15 protein-coding genes are annotated in these 20,682 nt (G+C 39.8%); 13 read left to right on the top strand and 2 right to left on the bottom strand.

The features are described 5' to 3' along the window. Positions 1 to 35: 35 nt before the first annotated feature. Positions 36 to 2,510, bottom strand: coding sequence for a M14 family metallopeptidase (locus tag ESU54_RS13730; protein WP_111844810.1), 2,475 nt, complete (start codon positions 2,508 to 2,510; stop codon positions 36 to 38). Between the two features lie 113 nt (positions 2,511 to 2,623). Between ESU54_RS13730 and bshC the strand changes: the two genes are divergently transcribed. The 13 genes from bshC (at position 2,624) to ESU54_RS13665 (ending at position 18,106) form a co-directional block, all read left to right on the top strand. After that, complete coding sequence (gene bshC, locus ESU54_RS13725) at positions 2,624 to 4,219, top strand: bacillithiol biosynthesis cysteine-adding enzyme BshC (protein WP_111844811.1); 1,596 nt, start codon at positions 2,624 to 2,626, stop codon at positions 4,217 to 4,219. 153 nt (positions 4,220 to 4,372) lie between these two features. Further along, entirely contained in the window at positions 4,373 to 5,902 is a 1,530-nt protein-coding gene (gene guaA / locus ESU54_RS13720; RefSeq protein ID WP_111844812.1) for a glutamine-hydrolyzing GMP synthase, read from the top strand. Positions 5,903 to 5,987: 85 nt separating this feature from the next. Then, a complete protein-coding gene (locus tag ESU54_RS13715; RefSeq protein WP_111844813.1) occupies positions 5,988 to 7,922 on the top strand; it encodes a LysM peptidoglycan-binding domain-containing protein in 1,935 nt (644 codons plus the stop codon). After that, on the top strand, positions 7,919 to 8,323 hold the full coding sequence (locus tag ESU54_RS13710; RefSeq protein WP_111844814.1) for an OsmC family protein: 405 nt from the start codon (positions 7,919 to 7,921) through the stop codon (positions 8,321 to 8,323). The genes ESU54_RS13715 and ESU54_RS13710 overlap by 4 nt, the downstream gene beginning before the upstream one ends. Before the next feature lie 54 nt (positions 8,324 to 8,377). Continuing rightward, positions 8,378 to 8,908, top strand: coding sequence for a DUF922 domain-containing protein (locus ESU54_RS13705; RefSeq protein WP_111844815.1), 531 nt, complete (start codon positions 8,378 to 8,380; stop codon positions 8,906 to 8,908). Next, complete coding sequence (locus ESU54_RS13700; protein ID WP_111844816.1) at positions 8,892 to 9,122, top strand: DUF3820 family protein; 231 nt, start codon at positions 8,892 to 8,894, stop codon at positions 9,120 to 9,122. Before ESU54_RS13705 ends, ESU54_RS13700 begins: the two co-directional genes overlap by 17 nt. Beyond that, complete coding sequence (locus ESU54_RS13695; protein WP_111844817.1) at positions 9,119 to 9,772, top strand: spermidine synthase; 654 nt, start codon at positions 9,119 to 9,121, stop codon at positions 9,770 to 9,772. The genes ESU54_RS13700 and ESU54_RS13695 overlap by 4 nt, the downstream gene beginning before the upstream one ends. A 99-nt stretch (positions 9,773 to 9,871) precedes the next feature. Then, the gene (locus tag ESU54_RS13690; RefSeq protein WP_111844818.1) at positions 9,872 to 11,491 is read left to right on the top strand and encodes a CTP synthase; all 1,620 of its coding nucleotides are present in this window, start codon (positions 9,872 to 9,874) and stop codon (positions 11,489 to 11,491) included. Between the two features lie 98 nt (positions 11,492 to 11,589). Then, complete coding sequence (gene yidC, locus ESU54_RS13685) at positions 11,590 to 13,476, top strand: membrane protein insertase YidC (RefSeq protein ID WP_111844819.1); 1,887 nt, start codon at positions 11,590 to 11,592, stop codon at positions 13,474 to 13,476. Between the two features lie 79 nt (positions 13,477 to 13,555). Next, complete coding sequence (locus ESU54_RS13680; RefSeq protein WP_111844820.1) at positions 13,556 to 14,248, top strand: toxin-antitoxin system YwqK family antitoxin; 693 nt, start codon at positions 13,556 to 13,558, stop codon at positions 14,246 to 14,248. Positions 14,249 to 14,330: 82 nt separating this feature from the next. Beyond that, on the top strand, positions 14,331 to 15,521 hold the full coding sequence (gene mnmA / locus ESU54_RS13675) for a tRNA 2-thiouridine(34) synthase MnmA (protein ID WP_111844821.1): 1,191 nt from the start codon (positions 14,331 to 14,333) through the stop codon (positions 15,519 to 15,521). A 9-nt stretch (positions 15,522 to 15,530) separates the two neighbouring features. Then, the gene (locus ESU54_RS13670) at positions 15,531 to 17,165 is read left to right on the top strand and encodes a S8 family peptidase (protein WP_111844822.1); all 1,635 of its coding nucleotides are present in this window, start codon (positions 15,531 to 15,533) and stop codon (positions 17,163 to 17,165) included. Then, on the top strand, positions 17,165 to 18,106 hold the full coding sequence (locus ESU54_RS13665; RefSeq protein WP_111844823.1) for an NAD(P)H-dependent flavin oxidoreductase: 942 nt from the start codon (positions 17,165 to 17,167) through the stop codon (positions 18,104 to 18,106). Before ESU54_RS13670 ends, ESU54_RS13665 begins: the two co-directional genes overlap by 1 nt. A gap of 96 nt (positions 18,107 to 18,202) precedes the next feature. Here the strand turns inward: ESU54_RS13665 and ESU54_RS13660 are convergent, their stop codons facing one another. Then, positions 18,203 to 20,446 (bottom strand): T9SS type A sorting domain-containing protein, encoded by a 2,244-nt coding sequence (locus ESU54_RS13660; RefSeq protein ID WP_146848138.1) that lies wholly within the window; start codon positions 20,444 to 20,446, stop codon positions 18,203 to 18,205. Positions 20,447 to 20,682: the final 236 nt, after the last annotated feature.

Below are 20,682 nucleotides of genomic sequence, written 5' to 3'. Positions count from 1 at the left end.
ATTAACTATTGAGATTTAGAACTAAACCAAATTCATTAGAAATTCCCGGTATTAACGAAGAATATCGCATTCGCTAAAAACAGTTTCCCATTCTGCCAAAAAGAACGAAAGGAAACGTCATCTACCATATAGACTACACTGCCCCTACCCTTTTTCGCCTGGGCAAAGACAATGGAGTTCTTTAAAGCAGCTTTCGCTGTTTCCCCAGAAAATCCAGAAACGCTTTCGGGTTCCTTTATATATCCAATATTAAACCCATCGTTTAAAAATTTATAGGAATCGCTACCCAGTTTCAAACTGTAATAAGTATCGCCGTAGCCAAACGCTAACGGATGTGTATTGTCTAAGGTCACTTTATAGATACTGCCAGTAATGAAATCTTTTGTGCTTTCCAGTTCGCGTTGGGCGTAGGGGATCATATTTCCTAAGGTGTCCTTCTCCTTTTCAGTCTTTTCATCACCGTTCTTTTTAAGGTCAAAACCTTCCTTACCTTCAAAGCCACTTACGGCATTGCCAATTGCTATCACATTTCCACCTTTGTCAATCCATTCTTCAAGGGTTTTAAAAGTTTCATCCTTCAAAATGGATTTGTAATTTCCATCGGGAAGAATCAACACATCGTAATCACTCCACTGTATGCTGCCCACATCATCAGTGTTTATTGAAGTGATTGGATATTTCAACTGTGTTTCAAAAAAGTGCCAAAGTGCACCGTAGCTCAATGAAGAAGTGCCTTCGCCTTGAAGCATCGCTACTTTTTTATTTTTAATTAAATGCACATATTGCGAGCCGAAGTCGGTCAGTTTATCCGCAAAGCTGGTTGGCGAAGCATATAATTGCCGTTCCATTTTGTTTGCTATTTCTATAAGGGCTTTATCAAAATCTGTAATGGGTTTATTTTCGCTTCTCGTAATAATCAAACTGCCACGACCAAAAGCAGTACCGCCAAAGCTGAGCTCATTTTCAGTAAAACGGACTTTTATATCACGCTGTAATAATGCTGAAAGAAATTCCGCGTCCTGCAAACTGTTCCATTTGGCAATATATCCTGCCGCCATGGGCGAAGGCATATTGGAAACCGTATTACTCGGAACGGTAGCATTTGTAGAAACCAAAATGGCACTCGCCACTGCCTCCAAGCCATAAGCATACGGCAGACTCCAAGCGGTAATGTCATAAGTAACTGGAGTGCTAAGCGCTGCATTAGGTTCAAAAAGCACTTGCACCATTTTCCCTTTTGGTTGGTTGGTGCTCACCACCAACGCGCCTTTGGCATCCATCGAGCCTTTTTTGTTTTCAGTATAACTGAATCCAGTTGCACTTCCGCCAGTTGCATATCCGTATTTTATTTCGTGCATATCCAGCAGGTCAGTCAGCGCTTTTATATTATCGGGATTTCCTTTCAGAACAAAGCTTTTATATTTTAGATTATCGTTTTTGAAGAATTTCCCAAATTCAGAAAGTAGCGCACCACTATTTTGCGACGCTATTTCAACGGTGGAAAGTCCCGTAGCAGTGTGATGCGCCATGCGATCCACCAAAGTGACTTCAATGTCATCATCATTCATCACTCCCAAACCAGCCCTTCCGCCGCCTGCCTGTTCATAGGTCATCCCGATGGCGCCCATATAAAGTGGATAGGTGTCGCCATAACTAGGGTACAGCAAGTCAAAACTTTCGCGTGTAAAGAAAAGCCAGCCGTTTTTGTCAAAATATTTGGCGTTGTTCTTTCCTATTTTTGTTTGGAATTCGCGCTGCCAAGGAGTTATTATTTCGTGAAATGGTTCCGCTGCAGGCGCAAAATAATAGGGATTATTCATGGATTGCTCGTGAAAATCTACGTGTACCTGCGGCATCCACTGGTTATATATTTTTAAACGCTGTTGGGTTTCCACTTGGCTTGCCCACATCCAGTCGCGGTTTAAATCGAAAAGATAATGATTGGCACGACCGCCAGGCCAAGGTTCGTTGTGTTCAATGGCATCTTGTGAAGCATTGTAAGGCAAAGCTTTCACTTGGTTGTACCAGTTTACATAACGGTCGCGTCCGTCTGGGTTAACGCCGGGATCCATAATTACAATTGTATTTTTTAGCCAATCCCCATGTTCCGTAATCAGTTTATAGATTGTGTTCATCGCAGCCTCACTACTACTGGTTTCGTTGCCGTGTACGTTATAGCTCAGCCAAACGATTGCCTTATCAGGCGTTGCACTACCGGGAAGGATTCCGATGTTTTTTAAATTATCGGTACGTATTTTTTCAAGACTCCCTAGATTCTCTTCCGAAGAGATTACGGCATAAGTCAACCTTCTTCGTTCGTTGGTTTTTCCGTAGTCGAAATACTTCACCATCCCACTGTTTGCCGCCACATGTTCAAAATAGCCAACAATATCGGCATGGCGGGAAAATTGAGTGCCAATTTCATAGCCCAAAAAATCTGAAGGTGATTTCAGTTGGGCGAAAATAAAAACAGGGAAAACCAGAAATAAAAATACGAAATAACGAGTCATCTTGTGGGTTTTAAAAAGTGGTCTAAAACTACTAAAGTTTTACCAAATTCTCGATTGTGAATTCTGAATTATGAATTATACTATATTTTTGTTTGAATCTTTCTGAAGAATTTATGCCAAACCAATCCATTCCGTATAAAAAAACAGGTTATTTTTCCAATTTGATATGCGATTATCTTGCTGAAGATGTTTCATTAAAGCCGTTTTACAATCGTTTTCCAAACTTGGAAAATTTTAAACATCAATTACAGGAAAAGCAGCAGTATTTTACGGATGAAAAAAGGCATTTGCTGTCGAAAAGGATTATGTTTCAGTATGGCGACAATTCACTTTCGCAATCTACACTGAGCAATATAGATTTATTGCGAGAACACACAACCTTCACAATAACCACGGGACATCAGCTCAATCTTTTTACTGGCCCGCTTTATTTCTTATATAAAATATTCTCAACGATAAATCTGGCTGAACAGCTAAACAAGGCATATCCTACCAACCATTTTGTCCCTGTTTATTGGATGGCAACGGAAGATCACGATTTTGAGGAAATCAATTATTTTAACCTGTTTGGTAAAAAGGTGAAGTGGGACAGAAAAGCTTCTGGTGCCGTTGGCGAACTTTCTACCGAAGGTTTGAAGGAAGTGAAACAGCAACTGAAAAAAGAATTCGGCGAAAGCGAAAACGCCAAAAAGTTGATTTCTTATTTTTCCGATGCATATACAAAACACGATAATCTAGCCGACGCCACACGATTTTTAGCGAATTCTCTTTTCTACCATCACGGCTTGGTGATTATTGACGGAAACGACAAAGAATTAAAAAAATGCTTTATTCCTTATGCCGAAAAGGAACTTACAGAAAACCTCAGCTATAAAATGGTTTCGGAAACCACTGAGAAGATTACTGATTTAGGGTTTTCAGAACAAGTGCATCCTCGTGAAATAAACCTGTTTTATTTAAAGGAAAAACTTCGGGAGCGTATCATTGAACGTGAAGGACAGTTTTATGTAAATGAAACGGATATTTCTTTTTCAAAAAAAGAAATTTTAAAGGAATTACACGAAAACCCTGAGCGGTTTTCTCCTAATGCGTTGCTTCGTCCCTTGTATCAAGAAGAGATTTTACCCAACCTCTGTTACATTGGCGGCGGTGGCGAGCTGGCGTATTGGTTCCAATTGAAAGACTATTTCAATAAAGTGGAAGTGCCCTTCCCTATCTTGTTGCTTCGGAATTCGGTGGTTTTAGTTCCAAAAATGCTTTCCGATAAATTAATAAAACTCAATGTGAAAATTGAGGATTTATTTCTTCCACAGCACGAACTGATTACCCGACATACCTATAAAATTTCGAAAATTGAAATAGACTTTTCCAAACAAAAAGAATTCCTAAAACAGCAATTCAAAAATTTGTACACTTTAGCCGAAAAAACCGATGTTTCCTTTTTGGGAGCCGTTGGCGCTCAGGAAAAAAAGCAATTGAACGGTTTGGAGAATCTTGAAAAACGTTTGCTTAAAGCTCAAAAACGAAAACATTCAGAAGAAATTGACCGTTTAAAAAATATTCAAAATCAACTATTTCCAAAGCAAAGTTTACAGGAACGTCAGCTTAATTTCTCAGAGTTTTATTTGGAGCATGGGGAAGAATTGCTTGATGTTTTGAAAGAAAACTTGGAGCCGCTGGATTCAAATTTCACTGTTTTGGAGTTATGAATAAAATGCTCAATGTCCGTTCGAGCGCAGTCGAGAACTTTGGATTGCTAACTATTAATGAGGTCTCGACTGCGCTCGACCTGACAAAATAAATATCATAAAAAATTCCACACAACCATTTAACCAACTTATATATTTAAAGTATTTTTGCCTATGCAAAACAACGTCCTCATTTTAGATTTTGGTTCGCAGTATACCCAATTGATCGCTAGACGCGTGCGGGAACTGAACATTTACTGCGAAATTCACCCTTACCATCACATTCCAGAAAACTTGGAGCCTTTTAAGGCCGTAATACTTTCGGGCAGTCCGTTCTCCGTTCGCGCGGAAGATGCGCCCCATCCAGATCTTTCGCAGATTCGTGGCCACAAACCTCTTTTGGCGGTTTGCTATGGTGCGCAGTATTTAGCACATTTCAGTGGTGGAAGCGTAGAGCCATCTAACCTTCGTGAATATGGCAGAGCGAAACTTTCAATGATAAAATCTGGGGAAGAATTCTTTAAAGATATTCCCGAAAACACAAATGTGTGGATGAGCCACAGCGATACCATTGCACAACTTCCTGAAAACGGGGTACGATTGGCTAGTACAGTAGATGTTTTGAATGCAGCTTACAGAATTGAGGGCGAAGAAACTTACGCAATCCAGTTTCACCCAGAAGTGTATCACACAACCCACGGCAAGCAGTTGCTTGAAAATTTCTTGGTAAACATTGCCGAAGTTCCCCAAACATGGACACCGGCAGCTTTTGTGGAAACGACTGTTGCAACACTAAAAGAGCAGATTGGCGATGGGAAAGTTGTTCTCGGTTTAAGTGGCGGTGTAGATTCTACAGTGGCGGCTATTCTCTTGAATAAAGCCATTGGCAAAAACCTGTATTGTATATTCGTAAACAACGGTTTACTTCGTAAAGACGAATTTGAAAGCGTACTTCACCAATATAAAGATATGGGGCTAAACGTAAAAGGCGTTGATGCTTCGGAGCGCTTTTTGAAAGCTTTAAAAGACGAAAGCGATCCTGAAAGAAAACGCAAAGCCATCGGCAACGCATTTATAGAAGTTTTTGATGATGAAGCACATCAAGTAACTGGTGTGGATTGGCTAGCGCAGGGAACCATATATCCAGATGTAATTGAAAGTGTTTCGGTTAACGGGCCTTCAGTAACCATAAAAAGCCACCATAACGTTGGCGGCTTACCAGATTTTATGAAACTTAAAATCGTAGAACCTTTGCGCATGCTTTTTAAAGATGAAGTGCGACGCGTTGGAAAAGAAATGGGCATAGACCCAGAACTTTTGGGGAGGCACCCTTTCCCCGGACCTGGACTTGCAATTAGAATATTGGGCGATATTACCGCTGAAAAAGTTCGTATATTACAAGAGGTTGACGCCATCTTTATCAACGGATTGAAAAAGTGGAATTTATATGATAAAGTATGGCAGGCAGGAGCAATTTTGTTGCCAGTAAACAGCGTTGGCGTAATGGGTGATGAAAGAACCTATGAAAAAGTAGTTGCTTTACGCGCCGTAGAGTCCACCGATGGAATGACTGCAGATTGGGTGAATCTTCCCTATGAATTTTTACAGGAAGTGAGCAACCATATAATAAACCGCGTTAAAGGCGTTAATAGAGTAGTCTACGACATCAGCTCTAAACCGCCCGCGACCATTGAGTGGGAATAAGGTGGTAGTAATTTCATCATTGCGCTGCAGTCTGAAATTCACTCAACCCCCTTGTCCAGTGTTTTTATAAACTGAAATCGAGACTATGTTTGACAAACTTAAAAAATTGATTATCCCTATGTTGAAGTGTTTAATATACGTTTCGGTTACCCTGCTTTTTATGGTTAGTTGCGGCTCAGCAGCGCAACAACAATATAAAAGCCACGCTGTTCAAAATGGCGAAACGATTTACAGTATTGCAAAGCAATACAACATTTCCGAAGAAACCATATACAACCTCAACCCTGAATCCAGAAATGGGCTAAAGGTCAATAGTGTGCTTATTCTCCCTTCCAGTAGCGTCATTAGCTCGGGAACCAATAATAACAACTTTCGGGAACACAAAGTAAAAAAGAAGGAGACACTATACGGAATCGCGCAATTATACAACGTGAGTGTTGACGATATTAAAAAGTTGAATAAGGATTTATATTCCCGTGGCCTGAATAAAGGCGAGCGATTGTTGATTCCTGCGGCTTCCAAAAACACCGAAATAATTGGCTCAAGTACTGGAACCCCTTTACCGGGAACTCAAAAATATACGGTAGCGGCAAAAGAAACAAAGTTTGGAATCGCTAGAAAATTTGGTGTTTCCATTGCTGAATTGGAAGATTTAAACCCAGCTATGGGCGAAAGTCTTAATATAGGTGAAACACTTATTGTTCCCGATAAAACAGTAATCGAAAATGCTGAGATTGATGAAGAAAACTTTCAGTATTACGAAGTAAAACCCAAGGAAGGCTTTTACAGATTGAAAGTAAAATTCGGCCTTTCTGAAGAAGAGGTCATCGCCTTAAATCCGTATGCTAAAGAGGGGCTGAAGGAAGGGATGATTTTAAAAATCCCGAAAGAAGAGACCTTTATTTCAAACGAAGATATTTCAATAGTCAATTTAGAAAATAGAATTGACAACAAAAAGATGAAAAAGGTAGCCTTGATGCTTCCTTTTCGTTTAATGCGAAGCGCAAGCGATTCAACGAGTAACGACAACGACTTGCTAAAAAAAGATCCAACACTTCGGGTGGCTTTGGATTTTTACAGCGGTGCCCTGATGGCTGCCGAATTTGCAAAGGATAAAGGAATTTCGGTAACACTGAACGTTTATGACACCGAAAATAGTGAAAGCAAAGTTGCTTCCATAATATCAAAAAGCGAATTCAAAAACGTGGATGCCGTTATTGGTCCGTTACTTCAAAAAAATGTTGAAAAAGCTTCCTATATGCTGAAAGATGAAAAAATTCCAGTTTTTTCGCCTTTGAGCAATAGAGAGATGGCGATGAATGACAATCTTTTCCAGACGCTTCCAACAGATGCAGTACTTCAGAAAACGATGATTCGCTATTTAAAAGAGCACAGTTCAGGGAAAAACATCATCATTGTTTCAGATTCAAAGCGAGCGAAGCAAAGAGAGATGATTCAAACCGCCATTCCTACGGCTAAAACGGTATCAGCCCGCGGTAGTGGCTACATTCAAACAAGCGATATTACTTCTGTAGCTTCAGAAGGCATGGAAAACTGGGTAATCCTCGAGTCACAAAATCCTATTTTGGTGAGCAGTGCTGTAAACGTGCTTTCCTCAATGCCCAACAATTATAAAGTGCGTTTATTCACTTTGGACCGTAATGAAGCCTATGAATGGCACGAAGTTTCAAGTACCCGTTTAGCGAAGCTTAACTTTACATTCCCATCGGTAAACCGAAATATTTCCGAAGACGACCGCAATCCTTTTATAATAAGCTATAAAAACAAATACGGCGTTTTCCCAAACCGCTACGCCATTCGCGGGTTCGATGTAACCTACGATGTGCTACTTAGATTGGCTTCGGAAAAAAATATTTACGACGCTATAATGCCTGAAAGCGAAACGGTTTATATTGAAAATAAATTCCGCTATCAAAAATCAGACACGGAAGGCTACTGCAATGAAGCCGCCTATATTTTAAAATACAACAACGAACTTAAATTTGAAGTAGTAGAATGAGCACTTCTAAAGTAACTTATTTGGGAAACCTCCGCACAGAGAACGAACACTTAAAATCAGGCAGTAAATTTATTACGGACGCACCAACGGACAATAATGGCAAGGGTGAAGCATTTTCTCCAACAGATACGGTTGCCACAGGACTTGCAAACTGTATGATTACCATGATGGGAATCAAGGCTCGCGATATGCAAGTAAACATAGACGGCACCACGGCAATGGTAACAAAAACCATGGCTGCAGATCCACGGCGCATTTCAAAAATAGAAGTGATTTTGAATTTTCCGGCAGGAATTGATGAAAGATCTCGAAAAATACTCGAAAATACAGCAAGAACTTGTCCTGTTCATTACAGCCTTCACCCTGATATTGAAAGGGTGATTGAGTTTAATTGGGGTTAAACTCCCCTCTTGAGAGGGAAATTAAATAGGTACAATATTTGATAATCCGTAAACATGAAACTATTTGTAGCCTTTCTATTTTCCTTACTCCTCTTCCCGCAGCTCAATTCGGAAAAGATTATTTGGAATGAAAACCAAAAACTAAGTTGGGAAGACTTTCGTGGAAAACCTATGCGCAGTGCCAATTTTGCGGCGATTACCAATTCAGGTATCGGTTTTCAATATTCATACTCCATAAAAAATGGAATTATGGATGTGGAATATTCCGTTGAAAGTTTTTTTACTCCAGAGAGCTCTTGGTATATCCCTGAGCATGCCACCTCGCATATTTTAAGACATGAACAGGCCCATTTTGATATTTCAGAATTGCACGCACGAATGCTTCGGAAAAATATTTCAGGAAAAAAATTCTCAAAAAAAATAAAGTCTGAAATAGAAGCCATCTATCAACAGGTAGAGCAAAAAAGACGGGCAATGCAGACCAAATTCGACGCTGAAACCGACCATTCCCGTAATGAGGAAAAAGAAGCTTTCTGGCAGAAATTTATCGCTCAACAACTCGCCGACTATGAATCTTGGAAGTAGCCCAGACCCAAACCACTTGGTGGAACTGGCAAACTACAAAATGCCTTTCGGAAAATACGAAGGCTATTATCTAGCAAACATTCCCGAATATTATTTCGTTTGGTTCAAGCAAAAAGGATTTCCCGAGGGAAAATTGGGCCGGATGATGGCCGAAATGTATGAACTGAAATTGAACGGGCTTGAAGGTTTACTCAAAAGGCTTATTAAAAAGTGAAGAAACTTCTCAGCTATATTTGGCCAAGCACAAGGCGCTTTTCTTCTGAAATTAACGGCACTTTGGAAATAACCTATATTAATGGGAAAAAGGTTTTAGATACCGAAAATGCAAACTATTCGTATGGCTCGCTTCAAAAAATACTGGAGTTTGGATTGACGAAAGTTGATTTAAAATCTGTTGAAAACATACTGCTTTTAGGAATGGGAGGCGGAAGTATTATTCATTCCCTGCGGAATACTTTTGAATACACTAATAACATAGTTGCCGTTGAAATTGATCCCGCAATCATAAAACTTGCTGAGGATGAATTTGGAATTGCAACTTCAGAAAAGCTTCAAATTATTGAAGCTGATGCTTTTCAATTTGCAAAAACTTCCAAAGAAAAATTTCAACTTATAATCATTGACCTTTTTATTGACACTAAGGTCCCTTCTATTTTTTATGGAAGAGAATTCTGTGAAAACATTTCAAAAATGATTCAAAAAAAAGGTTTTGTGATTTTTAATGTAGGCGTGAATCTCGAAAAACAATCGGCCGTAATCGAAACACTGCTATCCAATTTCGGAAAAGGTTTCGAGTTTCAATTGCATCAAAAAGTAAATGGTACCAATACATTATTAATTGGGGCAAAATCTATAGCTAATTAGGTCCATGCTTGCCTCATCATATTTTGAAATATAAATCTTTCCTTTCCACAATAAAAATGTACCTTTGCATCCCGTATAGTCATTTCAGCAAAGGCACTCATGAGCACTACAAAATACATCTTCGTTACGGGCGGGGTTTCATCATCTTTAGGAAAAGGAATTATAGCGGCATCACTAGCTAAGTTACTGCAAGCTAGAGGCTACCGTGTTACCATCCAAAAACTGGATCCATATATTAACGTGGATCCCGGAACACTTAATCCATACGAGCATGGCGAGTGCTATGTGACCGATGATGGCGCCGAAACCGACCTCGATTTGGGTCATTACGAACGTTTTCTTAACGTAAATACTTCTCAAGCAAATAATGTTACTACGGGCCGTATTTACCAAAGTGTAATTGAAAAGGAACGTCGAGGTGAATTTTTAGGAAAAACCGTACAGGTTATTCCACACATCACAAACGAAATTAAAGAACGCGTACAATTGCTTGGAAACACAGGCGATTACGATATAATTATAACCGAAATTGGCGGTACAGTGGGCGATATTGAATCGTTGCCCTACATTGAGGCCGTACGCCAAATGAAGTGGGAAATGGGCGATGACAATGCTTTGGTAATTCACCTAACGCTTGTGCCATACCTGTCTGCCGCCGGTGAACTGAAAACAAAACCTACCCAACACTCTGTAAAAACTTTGATGGAAAGCGGAATACGCGCAGATATTTTAGTTTGCAGAACCGAGCACGAACTTTCAAAAGATTTGCGAAAAAAACTTGCGCTTTTCTGTAATGTGAAAGAAGAAGCGGTTATTCAATCCATTGATGCTTCTACCATTTACGACGTTCCAAATATGATGCTTGAGGAAGGTTTGGATACCGTAACACTTCAGAAGTTAAATTTGAAGAATTCAAAAAAGCCTGACCTAAAACGCTGGAACAAATTTTTGGAAAGACATAAAAATCCAAAAGGCGAAGTACATATTGGGCTCATTGGAAAATACGTGGAATTGCAGGATAGCTACAAATCCATTCTTGAATCATTCATACACGCAGGTGCGGAAAACGAAGTTAGAGTAAAAGTAGAATTTATACATTCAGAACATATAAACGCTAAGACAATCGGTAAGAAATTATCAAAACTCGATGGTATTTTAGTCGCTCCCGGTTTTGGGGAACGGGGTATTGAAGGAAAAGTTGCTGCAGTAAAATTTGCCCGCGAAAACAATTTACCATTTTTGGGAATCTGTTTGGGAATGCAAATGGCGGTTATTGAATTTGCAAGAAACGTTCTGAAATTGAAAGATGCCAACAGTACCGAAATGGATTCTCAGACTAAAAACCCCGTAATCAGTATTATGGAGGATCAAAAACACATTACTAATAAAGGCGGCACCATGCGTTTGGGTTCTTGGAAATGCGATTTGAAAAAAGGAAGCATTGTCAGCAAGGTTTACAAAACTGAAACTATTGAAGAACGTCACCGTCACAGATACGAATTCAATAATAAATACCGTGAGCAATTTGAGGCTGCAGGGCTTATTGCCACGGGAATAAATCCAGAGACTGGACTGGTAGAAATTATAGAAATCCCAGAACACCCTTGGTTTGTTGGGGTTCAATATCACCCTGAATATAAAAGTACCGTTGCCAATCCGCATCCACTTTTTGTAGCTTTTGTAAAAGCGGTTCACGAACATTCCCTAAAAAACAAATAGGACAATTTGACGCAATACTAAAAAAGGCGGGATTATTGCCCTGCCACATAAAATTAACGATAACAAGCTTTTGAATTATTTCAAAAGAAGAAATAAACATGGAAAAAAAGAAATTCGACCTTAACTCACTGATAGGCTTTTTATTAATTGGAGGAATCCTTATTTGGATGTTGTATCTCAACAAACCTACCGAAGAAGAACTTCAAGCGGAAAAAGCCAAGACAGAAGCCGCAGCTAAAGAAGAAGCACAAGCCGAAAAGGGCAAACAAGACATCACACTTGCGCAGGCAACATCTGACACAATGGATGCTGTGAAACCGGGAGATTCCTTGGCTTTAGAAGAGTTAAAAAACAAACTCGGTTCCTTTGCATATTCCGGAACACTTCCTTCGGCAACTGATGCCTCAACTATTCTGGAGAACGATGTTTTAAGGTTGGAAATTAGTAATAAAGGGGGTTATATTATGGAAGCCCTTTTAAAAGATTTTCATCAATATGATTCTGTTCCAGTTTATTTAATAAAGAATGGAAATGCCTCATTAAATCTTCAATTTTCAGCAGAAAACAGAACCTTAAACTCACAAGACCTATATTTCGAGCCTACTTTGAGCAAAAATGGCGAAGACAATGTGCTCTCGATGAAGCTGAAAACTTCTGAAAACGGGTTTATTGAATATCGCTATACGCTGCATCCCGGTGAATACATGATGGATTTTAACATCAACAGCCAAGGCTTGGACGGGGTTATCAATACTTCGCAGCCTATGTATTTGGATTGGCAATTGAAGGGGTATCGCCACGCGAAAAGTATTTCGTACGAAAACCGTTATTCGCGTTTGACGTATGAATATGATGGTGAAAAACATTCAAAACTTTCCCCTACTGGCGAAGATGATGAATTGGAAAAAGATGTTACTTGGATGAACTTCCGTCAGCATTTCTTCAGTTCCATGTTGCTTACAGACACTCCGTTTAAAGAAGTGAAACTTACCTCTATAGATTTAGTGAAAGACGAAGAAGTAGATACAACCTTCACAAAACAGTACGGTGCAAAAATGCTTTTGGAGCCAAAAGGTGGTGCATTGGCCTACAATATGAATATGTATTACGGTCCTTCGGATTATCAAATTTTCAAAAAATACGATCGTAATCTTGACGAAGCCATGCCACTTGGTTGGGGAATATTTGGAGTTATAAACAAGTACATCATTATTCCTGTATTTGGCTTTTTAACTGACTTTTTACCTGCTGGAATCGCCATTATCGTTTTGACCATCTTGATAAAACTTTTGCTTTCACCAGTTCAATACAAACAGTATTTGGCGCAAGCAAAAATGAAGGTTTTGAAACCAGAAATGGACGAACTAAAAGAGAAATACAAAGACAATAAGCTTAAAATACAACAGGAAACCATGAAGCTTCAAAACTCTGCGGGTGCAAGTCCGCTGAAGGGTTGTTTGCCGGCCTTACTGCAGATTCCGGTGTTTTATGCACTCTTTACTTTCTTCCCATCGGCTTTTGATTTACGCCAAAAAAGTTTCCTTTGGGCGGATGACCTTTCCAGTTATGACACCATTGCGGAATTGCCTTTCCGCATTCCATTTTATGGAGAGCACGTGAGTTTATTCCCAATTCTTGCTTCCATCGCCATTTTCGTTTATATGATGATGACCATGGGGCAAAATATGCAACAGCAACAACAACCAGGAATGCCGAATATGAAATTCCTTATGTATCTGTCGCCATTGTTTATGTTGGTGTTTTTCAACAATTATGCGAGTGGACTTTCACTTTATTACTTTATTTCAAACTTAATCACAATAGGTATTATGCTTGTGATAAAGAACTTCATTATTGATGAGGACAAAATTCACGCTAAAATCCAAGTGAAAAAAGCCACTCCAAAAAAACAAAACAAGTTTCAGCGCAAAATGTCTGAAATGATGGAACAAGCTGAGCAACAGAAAAAGGGTGGAAAAAAATAATAGCTTTTCCGCTTCCATAACAATGAAGTAATAGAACACGAACTTCGTCGTTTACTTTTATGTAAGTTTAAATAAAACAATGAAAAAAATTGCTTTTATCGTTTTCTTCGGAATTATCTTCTGCTCCATGAATGCTTTCTCCCAAAGTGAAATCAATCAGGTAGATGCCAAAGGTAAGCGCCATGGAGTTTGGAAAAAAACATTTGACGGAACTAGCCAGCTTCGCTACGAGGGTACTTTTGAACACGGAAAAGAAGTGGGCGAATTCAAATTTTATTGCTTAGAGTGTAAAGACAAACCCACGGTAACCAAAAACTTCAATAGTAAAGACAACATTTCCGAAGTAAAATATTTCACCATTAAGGGGAAACTGGTTAGTGAAGGAAAAATGCAGGACAAGGACCGCATTGGCAAATGGGTTTACTACCACGAAAAGTCCAAAAACGTGATGATGCACGAAAATTACGTAAACGGAAAACTGGACGGAAAAAAGATTACTTACTATCCTGACGGAAAAATTACTGAAGAAACTACCTATAAAAACGGCATAAAGGAAGGCGAAGACAATTATTACTCGCCCGATGGTGTTTTGCTTAAAAAACTGCTTTATAAGGAAGACCAACTACAAGGCACAGCCTTATATTATGATGCATACGGCAATGTGGTTATTGAAGGCTTTTATAAGGACGACAAAAAACATGGGCTTTGGAAATACTATAAAGACGGGAAAGTGATTTTGGAAGAAACGTATCCCAAACCCACGGATAAATAATCAACCTTTCAAGTAAGGCTATCTAAAAGCTTTCGACCACCATATTACAAAAGTATTTTATCTTTGCATTAGTAATCTTAATATGAAAAAACGAGTAGTTGTCGGACTCAGCGGAGGCGTAGATTCCAGTGTTGCAGCCTATCTTTTAAAAGAACAGGGCTACGACGTTATAGGTCTTTTTATGAAGAATTGGCACGACGACTCCGTAACTATTTCTGACGAATGCCCTTGGCTGGAAGACAGCAATGACGCCATGTTAGTTGCCGAAAAGCTAGGGATTCCATTTCAAACCGTTGATTTAAGCGAAGAATATAAAGAACGCATCGTCAATTATATGTTCCGCGAATATAAAATGGGGCGAACGCCAAACCCAGATGTACTTTGCAACCGCGAAATAAAGTTTGATGTTTTTATGAAAATCGCACTTGGTTTGGGTGCAGATTTTGTGGCAACAGGACATTATTGCCGAAAAGGCACTTTTGAAAAAGATGGCGAAGAAATTTATCAACTATTAGCTGGAAAAGATCCAAACAAGGATCAATCCTATTTTCTGTGTCAACTTTCGCAGGAGCAACTTTCAAAAACGCTCTTTCCTATTGGTGAACTGTTAAAACCGGAAGTTCGCAAAATTGCTTCAGAACAAAACCTGATTACTGCAGAAAAACGAGATTCACAAGGTTTGTGTTTTATCGGAAAAGTGAGACTGCCAGAGTTTCTTCAACAGAAATTGGCTCCAAAAGATGGTGCAATTGTGGAAGTTCCAGCAAGTTTTTCAGAATATAAATTGAAAACCCCTACTTTTTCTTCCGAAGAAGAAAAACTGGAATACCTTTCAGCAAAACGTAAATATTCACAAACCGACGGCAAGCAAGTGGGTATCCACCACGGGGCGCACTATTTCACAAAGGGCCAACGCAAAGGTTTGGCAGTAGGCGGAACCAAAGAGCCGCTGTTTGTAATTGATACCGATGTAGAAGAAAACGTAATATACACTGGCCAAGGCAAGGATCATCCCGGCCTGTATCGTCGTGGACTTTTCGTTAAAAATGAAGAAATACACTGGATTCGCGAAGACCTAAAACTTACTGAAGACCAAACAATGGAGGTCATGGCACGCATAAGATACAGGCAACCTTTAGAAAAAGCAACTTTACATTGTTCGGTTTCCGGACTTTATATTATATTTGACAACCCACAATCCGCCATTACCGAAGGCCAGTTTGTTGCTTGGTACAACGGTAATGAATTATTAGGAAGTGGAGTAATTTCTTAAAAAAATACTATGATGAAAAAATTATCCCTATTAATTCTTGTTTTTGTTTCAACCTTTAGTTTTGCACAAACCGAAGATGCACTTGTGTTTATGGTAGCTAAAGATCCAGCTGTGGTTTCTGCAGCCTTGGCAGCCCCAATTACCATTATGACCCAAGCGGCCATTGATAGAAAAAATACACAAGGCATCGCAATCGATGATCGTGATGTGCCATTGAACGAAACCCAAAAAGCCGCTATTGATGCTGCCACAGGAATCACTGTTCTCGCAAAATCAAAATGGCTGAATGCTGTTTATGTACGTGGAACCGAAAACAATATCAACAATCTTTTGAACCTTCCATTCGTGACGGATATAGAGTTTGCTGATAAAAGCTTAAACAGACCTACAGGAGGAAAACAAATCACCAAAGATAAATTTGAAGTTGAAAACCAGTTTCCGTCAAGACCAGTTTATAACTACGGAAGTGCAACCAACCAGACAGAAATGATTAACGTGGATTATCTTCACGCAAACGATTATACAGGCCAAGACATTGTTGTGGCGTTTATGGATAATGGTTATCCGGGAGTATTGACCAATCCTGCTTATGCAACCCTTAGAAATGAAGGTAGATTGAAAGGCTATTATGATTTTGTGGCTCGTGTTGAAGATCCAAATGGAACTGGAAGCCACGGCGCTGGAACTTTCAGTGATGCCGCAGGATTTTTGAATGGTCAGTTTGTTGGTACTGCTCCTGGAGCTTCTTATTATTTATATATTACAGAAGATAACGATAATGAGTCACCCGCAGAAGAGGCTTTTTGGGTAGAAGCTCTGGAACGTGCAGATAGTTTGGGTGTTTATGTTACAAATACATCATTAAGCTACCAAACATTTGATAATACTAGCTTTGACCACGAATACCCCGATTTGGACGGACTAACTACCATCGCTGCCCGTGGCTCAAATATAGGTTTTGATAAAGGAATGATAAATGTAGTATCTGCTGGAAATGCTGGAAATGATTTTGGATTTGTAGCTACTCCATCAGACGCTCCTGGTTCGTTTACGATAGGTGCAGTAGATGCTAATGAAAACTATGTATCTTTCAGTTCTCGCGGACCCAATGCTTCAGGCGTTATCAAGCCAGACGTAATGGCCAAAGGTTTAGATGCCGCAATAGTGAGCCAAAACGGAAATGTTACCACCGCAAGTGGAACATCTTTTAGTTCCCCTATTACCGCAGGAGCTGTAGCTTCTTTATGGAGCGCGGTTCCCAATTTAAAAAATGATGTGGTTATGCAGGCCATTCGTGAATCTGCTGATAGATATAGCAACCCTACGGATCAATATGGTTATGGAATCCCAAATTTTGGCGATGCATTGAACTCCCTTTTGGTTATAGGTGTGGAAGAGCAAATGCTTGATACTAATTTTGCATTATATCCAAACCCTGTAACCACACAAATAAATATTTCGTTCCCAAAAAATTCAGAAAATGCTGAATTTACGCTTTTCAATATTTTAGGAGAAAGAATTCTTCAAACAAATATTACTACTATGAAGAATCGTATTGATGTATCTAGACTTGCCTCTGGAATGTATATTGCTTCAATTACTTCAAACAACAAAACAACGAGCTATAAAATTATTAAAGAATAGTGAAAAACCGGATTACCGAACTTTTTAATATTCAATACCCTATAATTCAAGCTGGAATGATTTGGAACAGCGGTTGGCGTCTTGCCACCGCTGTTTCTAATTCTGGTGGTTTGGGTCTTTTAGGTGCAGGATCTATGTATCCTGAAATTCTTCGTGAGCACATCCTGAAATGTAAAAAGGCAACCGATAAGCCTTTCGGCGTAAATGTGCCGATGCTCTATCCCGATATTGAAAAAATCATCGATATCATTATTGAAGAAGGTGTGAAAATAGTTTTCACCTCAGCAGGGAATCCAAAAACTTATACTTCAAAACTGAAAGAACACGGAATTACTGTGGTTCATGTAGTTAGCAGTGTGAAATTTGCATTAAAAGCACAAGAAGCTGGCGTTGATGCAATAGTTGCCGAAGGCTTTGAGGCTGGCGGACACAACGGTAGGGAAGAAACTACGACTTTTACCTTGATTCCAATGGTAAAAGAACAATTGGATATTCCATTGATTGCCGCTGGCGGTATTGCAAGCGGTCGTGGTATGCTGGCAGCAATGGTCTTGGGTGCAGATGGTGTGCAAGTAGGAAGCCGATTTGTGGCTTCGGAAGAGGCTTCATCGCATCGTGCTTTTAAGCAAATGGTTGTGGATGCCAAAGAAGGCGATACACAGCTTACTTTGAAGGAATTGGCCCCCGTGAGAATGCTGAAAAATAAATTCTTTGAAAGCGTAATGCAACTTTATACCACCAATCCTACTAAAGAAGATCTTATAAAACATTTGGGCCGTGCCCGTGCTAAGCACGGTATGTTTGAAGGTAATTTGGAAGAAGGAGAACTGGAAATTGGTCAGATTGCTGGGTTAATCAACGATATAAAACCTGCTGCTCAAATTTTAAATGATATGATGGAAGAATTTGAAATTGCAAAAAAAGAGGTTTCCAATCTTTAAGAACTTCTTCTTTTCTTTATTTAAAATATTCTGAACATAAAAAAACCCTTCCGAACTTAATCGGAAGGGTTTTCTTTTTAAATTAAAGCCTAATGCTTATTCCTTGATAAGCCTTTTGGTTACCTGACCGTTTTCACCTTGAATAATTACAAGGTAAGTTGCTGCAGCCATTTCAGAAACATCGATAGCTTTTTCAGCTCCCATATTTCGTAGATCGATGGTTTTGACCATTCTTCCTCTTATATCGAATATACTCAAGTTTTCAAGGGATAGACTTGCTGGGTTTCCAATCATTACCGTATGCCTGGCAGGGTTTGGATACATTTGTACGCTTCCAATATTGGCATTGTTATCTCCCACACCCAATCTACTTTCAACAGTAAGTTCAAACTCGCAAGTACTTGTATTGTCATATCCATCAGTCGCTGTTATGGTGATGATATAAACACCATCAGATAGCGGTATACCAGACGCCGGATCTTGCGTAGTTATAGTAACGGGATCGAGACAGTTATCAATTGCGGTAGCTTCACCAGTTCCGAAATAATCCGGAACAATGTAGAACAAATTACCAGCTCCTGGATCAACCGTTTGATCTGCTGGACAAGTAAGTACCGGTGCCAAGAGATCCACAACAGTTACCACTGCCGTACACATGCTTAAGTTACCATTCACATCGCTTGCGAATACCTGCACAGTTACTGGAGTTCCAATATCTGCACAACTAAACTCAGTAATGTCCACAGCTACCGTAAAGATGCCACAGGCATCATCGTTGGAAGCTATCACATCAATAGGGTCAAGGGTAGCAGTACCATCCGCTCCAATCTCAATTGTGAAGTCTTGACAAACAAGCACTGGACTGGTATTGTCCTCTACCGTTACAATGGCGGTACACGTATCTGTTAGACCTTCCGAATCTGTAACTGTTAATGTTACTACTTGGAGGGCGCCTACATGGCTACAATCAAATGTATCTGGACTAACTGATAAAGTAACTGGCCCTTCTGCATCCGAAGACCCCCCATCTAAATCGCTTGCCTGTATGGTAACACTGCCATCCGCCCCCAACTGTGCCGTAAAGCTTTGGCAAACTGCCGTGGGGGCTGTGTTGGGAGGCGGTATGTTATACACCCGCACATAGCCGGAACCGGTTCCATTGCCATTATCAATAGGAGCCCCAATGGCAACGATAGTACCATCGCTGCTCATGCTTACAGAATATCCAAAATTATCTTCAGCAGCTTCCCCATCTATGTCTGTTCCAATCTGGGTCCACACCTCATTTATATTTTTATAGACACGTACGTGACCAGAATCAGTTCCATTTCCGGCGTTCCTATCAGCTCCAATAGCAACGATGTTACCATCGCTGCTCATGCTTACAGAAGTGCCAGATCGATCTTCAACCGCTTCCCCATCTATGTCTGCGCCAACCTGGGTCCATACATCATTTATATTTTTATAGACACGTACGTGACCAGAATCAGTTCCATTTCCGGCGTTTTTTGAAGCTCCAATAGCCACGATACTCCCATCGCTGCTCATGCTTACTTTACCGGAAAAATCTCCAGCCGCTTCCCCGTTAATATCCTGCCCAATCTGGGTCCACACCTCATTTATATTTTTATATATCCGTACGTGACCAGAATCAGCTCCATTTTCGTCGTTTCCAGAAGCTCCAATGGCCACGATGCTACCATCGCTGCTCATGCTTACAGAAGTGCCAGAGTAATCATAAGCCGCTTCCCCGTTTATGTCTGAACCAACCTGGGTCCAAACCTCATTTATATTTTTATATATCCGTACGTGACCAGAATTAGTTCCATTTCCGTCATTTCCAATAGCTCCAATGGCCACGATGCTACCATCGCTGCTTATGCTTACAGAATTGCCAGATTTATCAAAAAAAGCCCCGTTTATGTCTGAACCAACCTGGGTCCAAACCTCATTTATATTTTTATATATCCGTACTTGTCCGGAAAGAGCTCCATTGCCATCATTATAAGGAGCTCCAATAGCCACGATGCTGCCATCGCTGCTCATGCTTACAGAAGAGCCAGATATATCTCCAGCCGCTTCCCCATCTATGTCTGCGCCAACTTGGGTCCACACCTCATTTATATTTTTATATATCCGTACATGACCAGACCCAGCTCCATTTCCGTCATTTCCATAAGCTCCAATGGCCACGATACTACCATCGCTGCTCATGCTTACAGAATATCCAGATCGATCTAGAGCTGCTTCTCCGTTAATATCCTGCCCAATCTGGGTCTGGGAGAAGGTAAACTGTACAAGAAAAAAGAACACGGCGAAGAGAGAAATAATTTTTTTCATAATCGAAAATTTGATTCGTTAGTAGTAAAAAAAGATGAAATTGGTAAAAAAGAAAAAACATTTGAAAGCCCCTATTTTTTTAATTACAAGAGATTTCATAACCTGATAAATGTAGTCTTTAATCAACCGGAAGAACATAAAAATATTTGATAGTCAATATATTAACAACCATTTAGTTATAATATTTGCTACGTAGTGCTACGTAGATGAAAAAAATGGCTTTTAAGCTAAAACTG

The sequence above is a fragment of the Aequorivita antarctica genome, from assembly GCF_007997155.1.
Taxonomy (GTDB): Bacteria; Bacteroidota; Bacteroidia; order Flavobacteriales; family Flavobacteriaceae; genus Aequorivita; species Aequorivita antarctica.
This window is presented reverse-complemented; position numbering and strand designations above follow the sequence as displayed.

What these genes read in the sequence shown, in the direction of transcription:
- ESU54_RS13705 (WP_111844815.1), top strand. Translation starts at nt 8,378, where the DNA reads ATGAAACTATTTGTAGCCTTTCTATTTTCCTTACTCCTCTTCCCGCAG.
- ESU54_RS13730 (WP_111844810.1), bottom strand. Translation starts at nt 2,510, where the DNA reads ATGACTCGTTATTTCGTATTTTTATTTCTGGTTTTCCCTGTTTTTATT.
- ESU54_RS13670 (WP_111844822.1), top strand. Translation starts at nt 15,531, where the DNA reads ATGATGAAAAAATTATCCCTATTAATTCTTGTTTTTGTTTCAACCTTT.
- bshC (WP_111844811.1), top strand. Translation starts at nt 2,624, where the DNA reads ATGCCAAACCAATCCATTCCGTATAAAAAAACAGGTTATTTTTCCAAT.
- guaA (WP_111844812.1), top strand. Translation starts at nt 4,373, where the DNA reads ATGCAAAACAACGTCCTCATTTTAGATTTTGGTTCGCAGTATACCCAA.
- ESU54_RS13700 (WP_111844816.1), top strand. Translation starts at nt 8,892, where the DNA reads ATGAATCTTGGAAGTAGCCCAGACCCAAACCACTTGGTGGAACTGGCA.
- yidC (WP_111844819.1), top strand. Translation starts at nt 11,590, where the DNA reads ATGGAAAAAAAGAAATTCGACCTTAACTCACTGATAGGCTTTTTATTA.
- ESU54_RS13715 (WP_111844813.1), top strand. Translation starts at nt 5,988, where the DNA reads ATGTTTGACAAACTTAAAAAATTGATTATCCCTATGTTGAAGTGTTTA.
- ESU54_RS13710 (WP_111844814.1), top strand. Translation starts at nt 7,919, where the DNA reads ATGAGCACTTCTAAAGTAACTTATTTGGGAAACCTCCGCACAGAGAAC.
- ESU54_RS13660 (WP_146848138.1), bottom strand. Translation starts at nt 20,446, where the DNA reads ATGAAAAAAATTATTTCTCTCTTCGCCGTGTTCTTTTTTCTTGTACAG.
- mnmA (WP_111844821.1), top strand. Translation starts at nt 14,331, where the DNA reads ATGAAAAAACGAGTAGTTGTCGGACTCAGCGGAGGCGTAGATTCCAGT.
- ESU54_RS13690 (WP_111844818.1), top strand. Translation starts at nt 9,872, where the DNA reads ATGAGCACTACAAAATACATCTTCGTTACGGGCGGGGTTTCATCATCT.
- ESU54_RS13680 (WP_111844820.1), top strand. Translation starts at nt 13,556, where the DNA reads ATGAAAAAAATTGCTTTTATCGTTTTCTTCGGAATTATCTTCTGCTCC.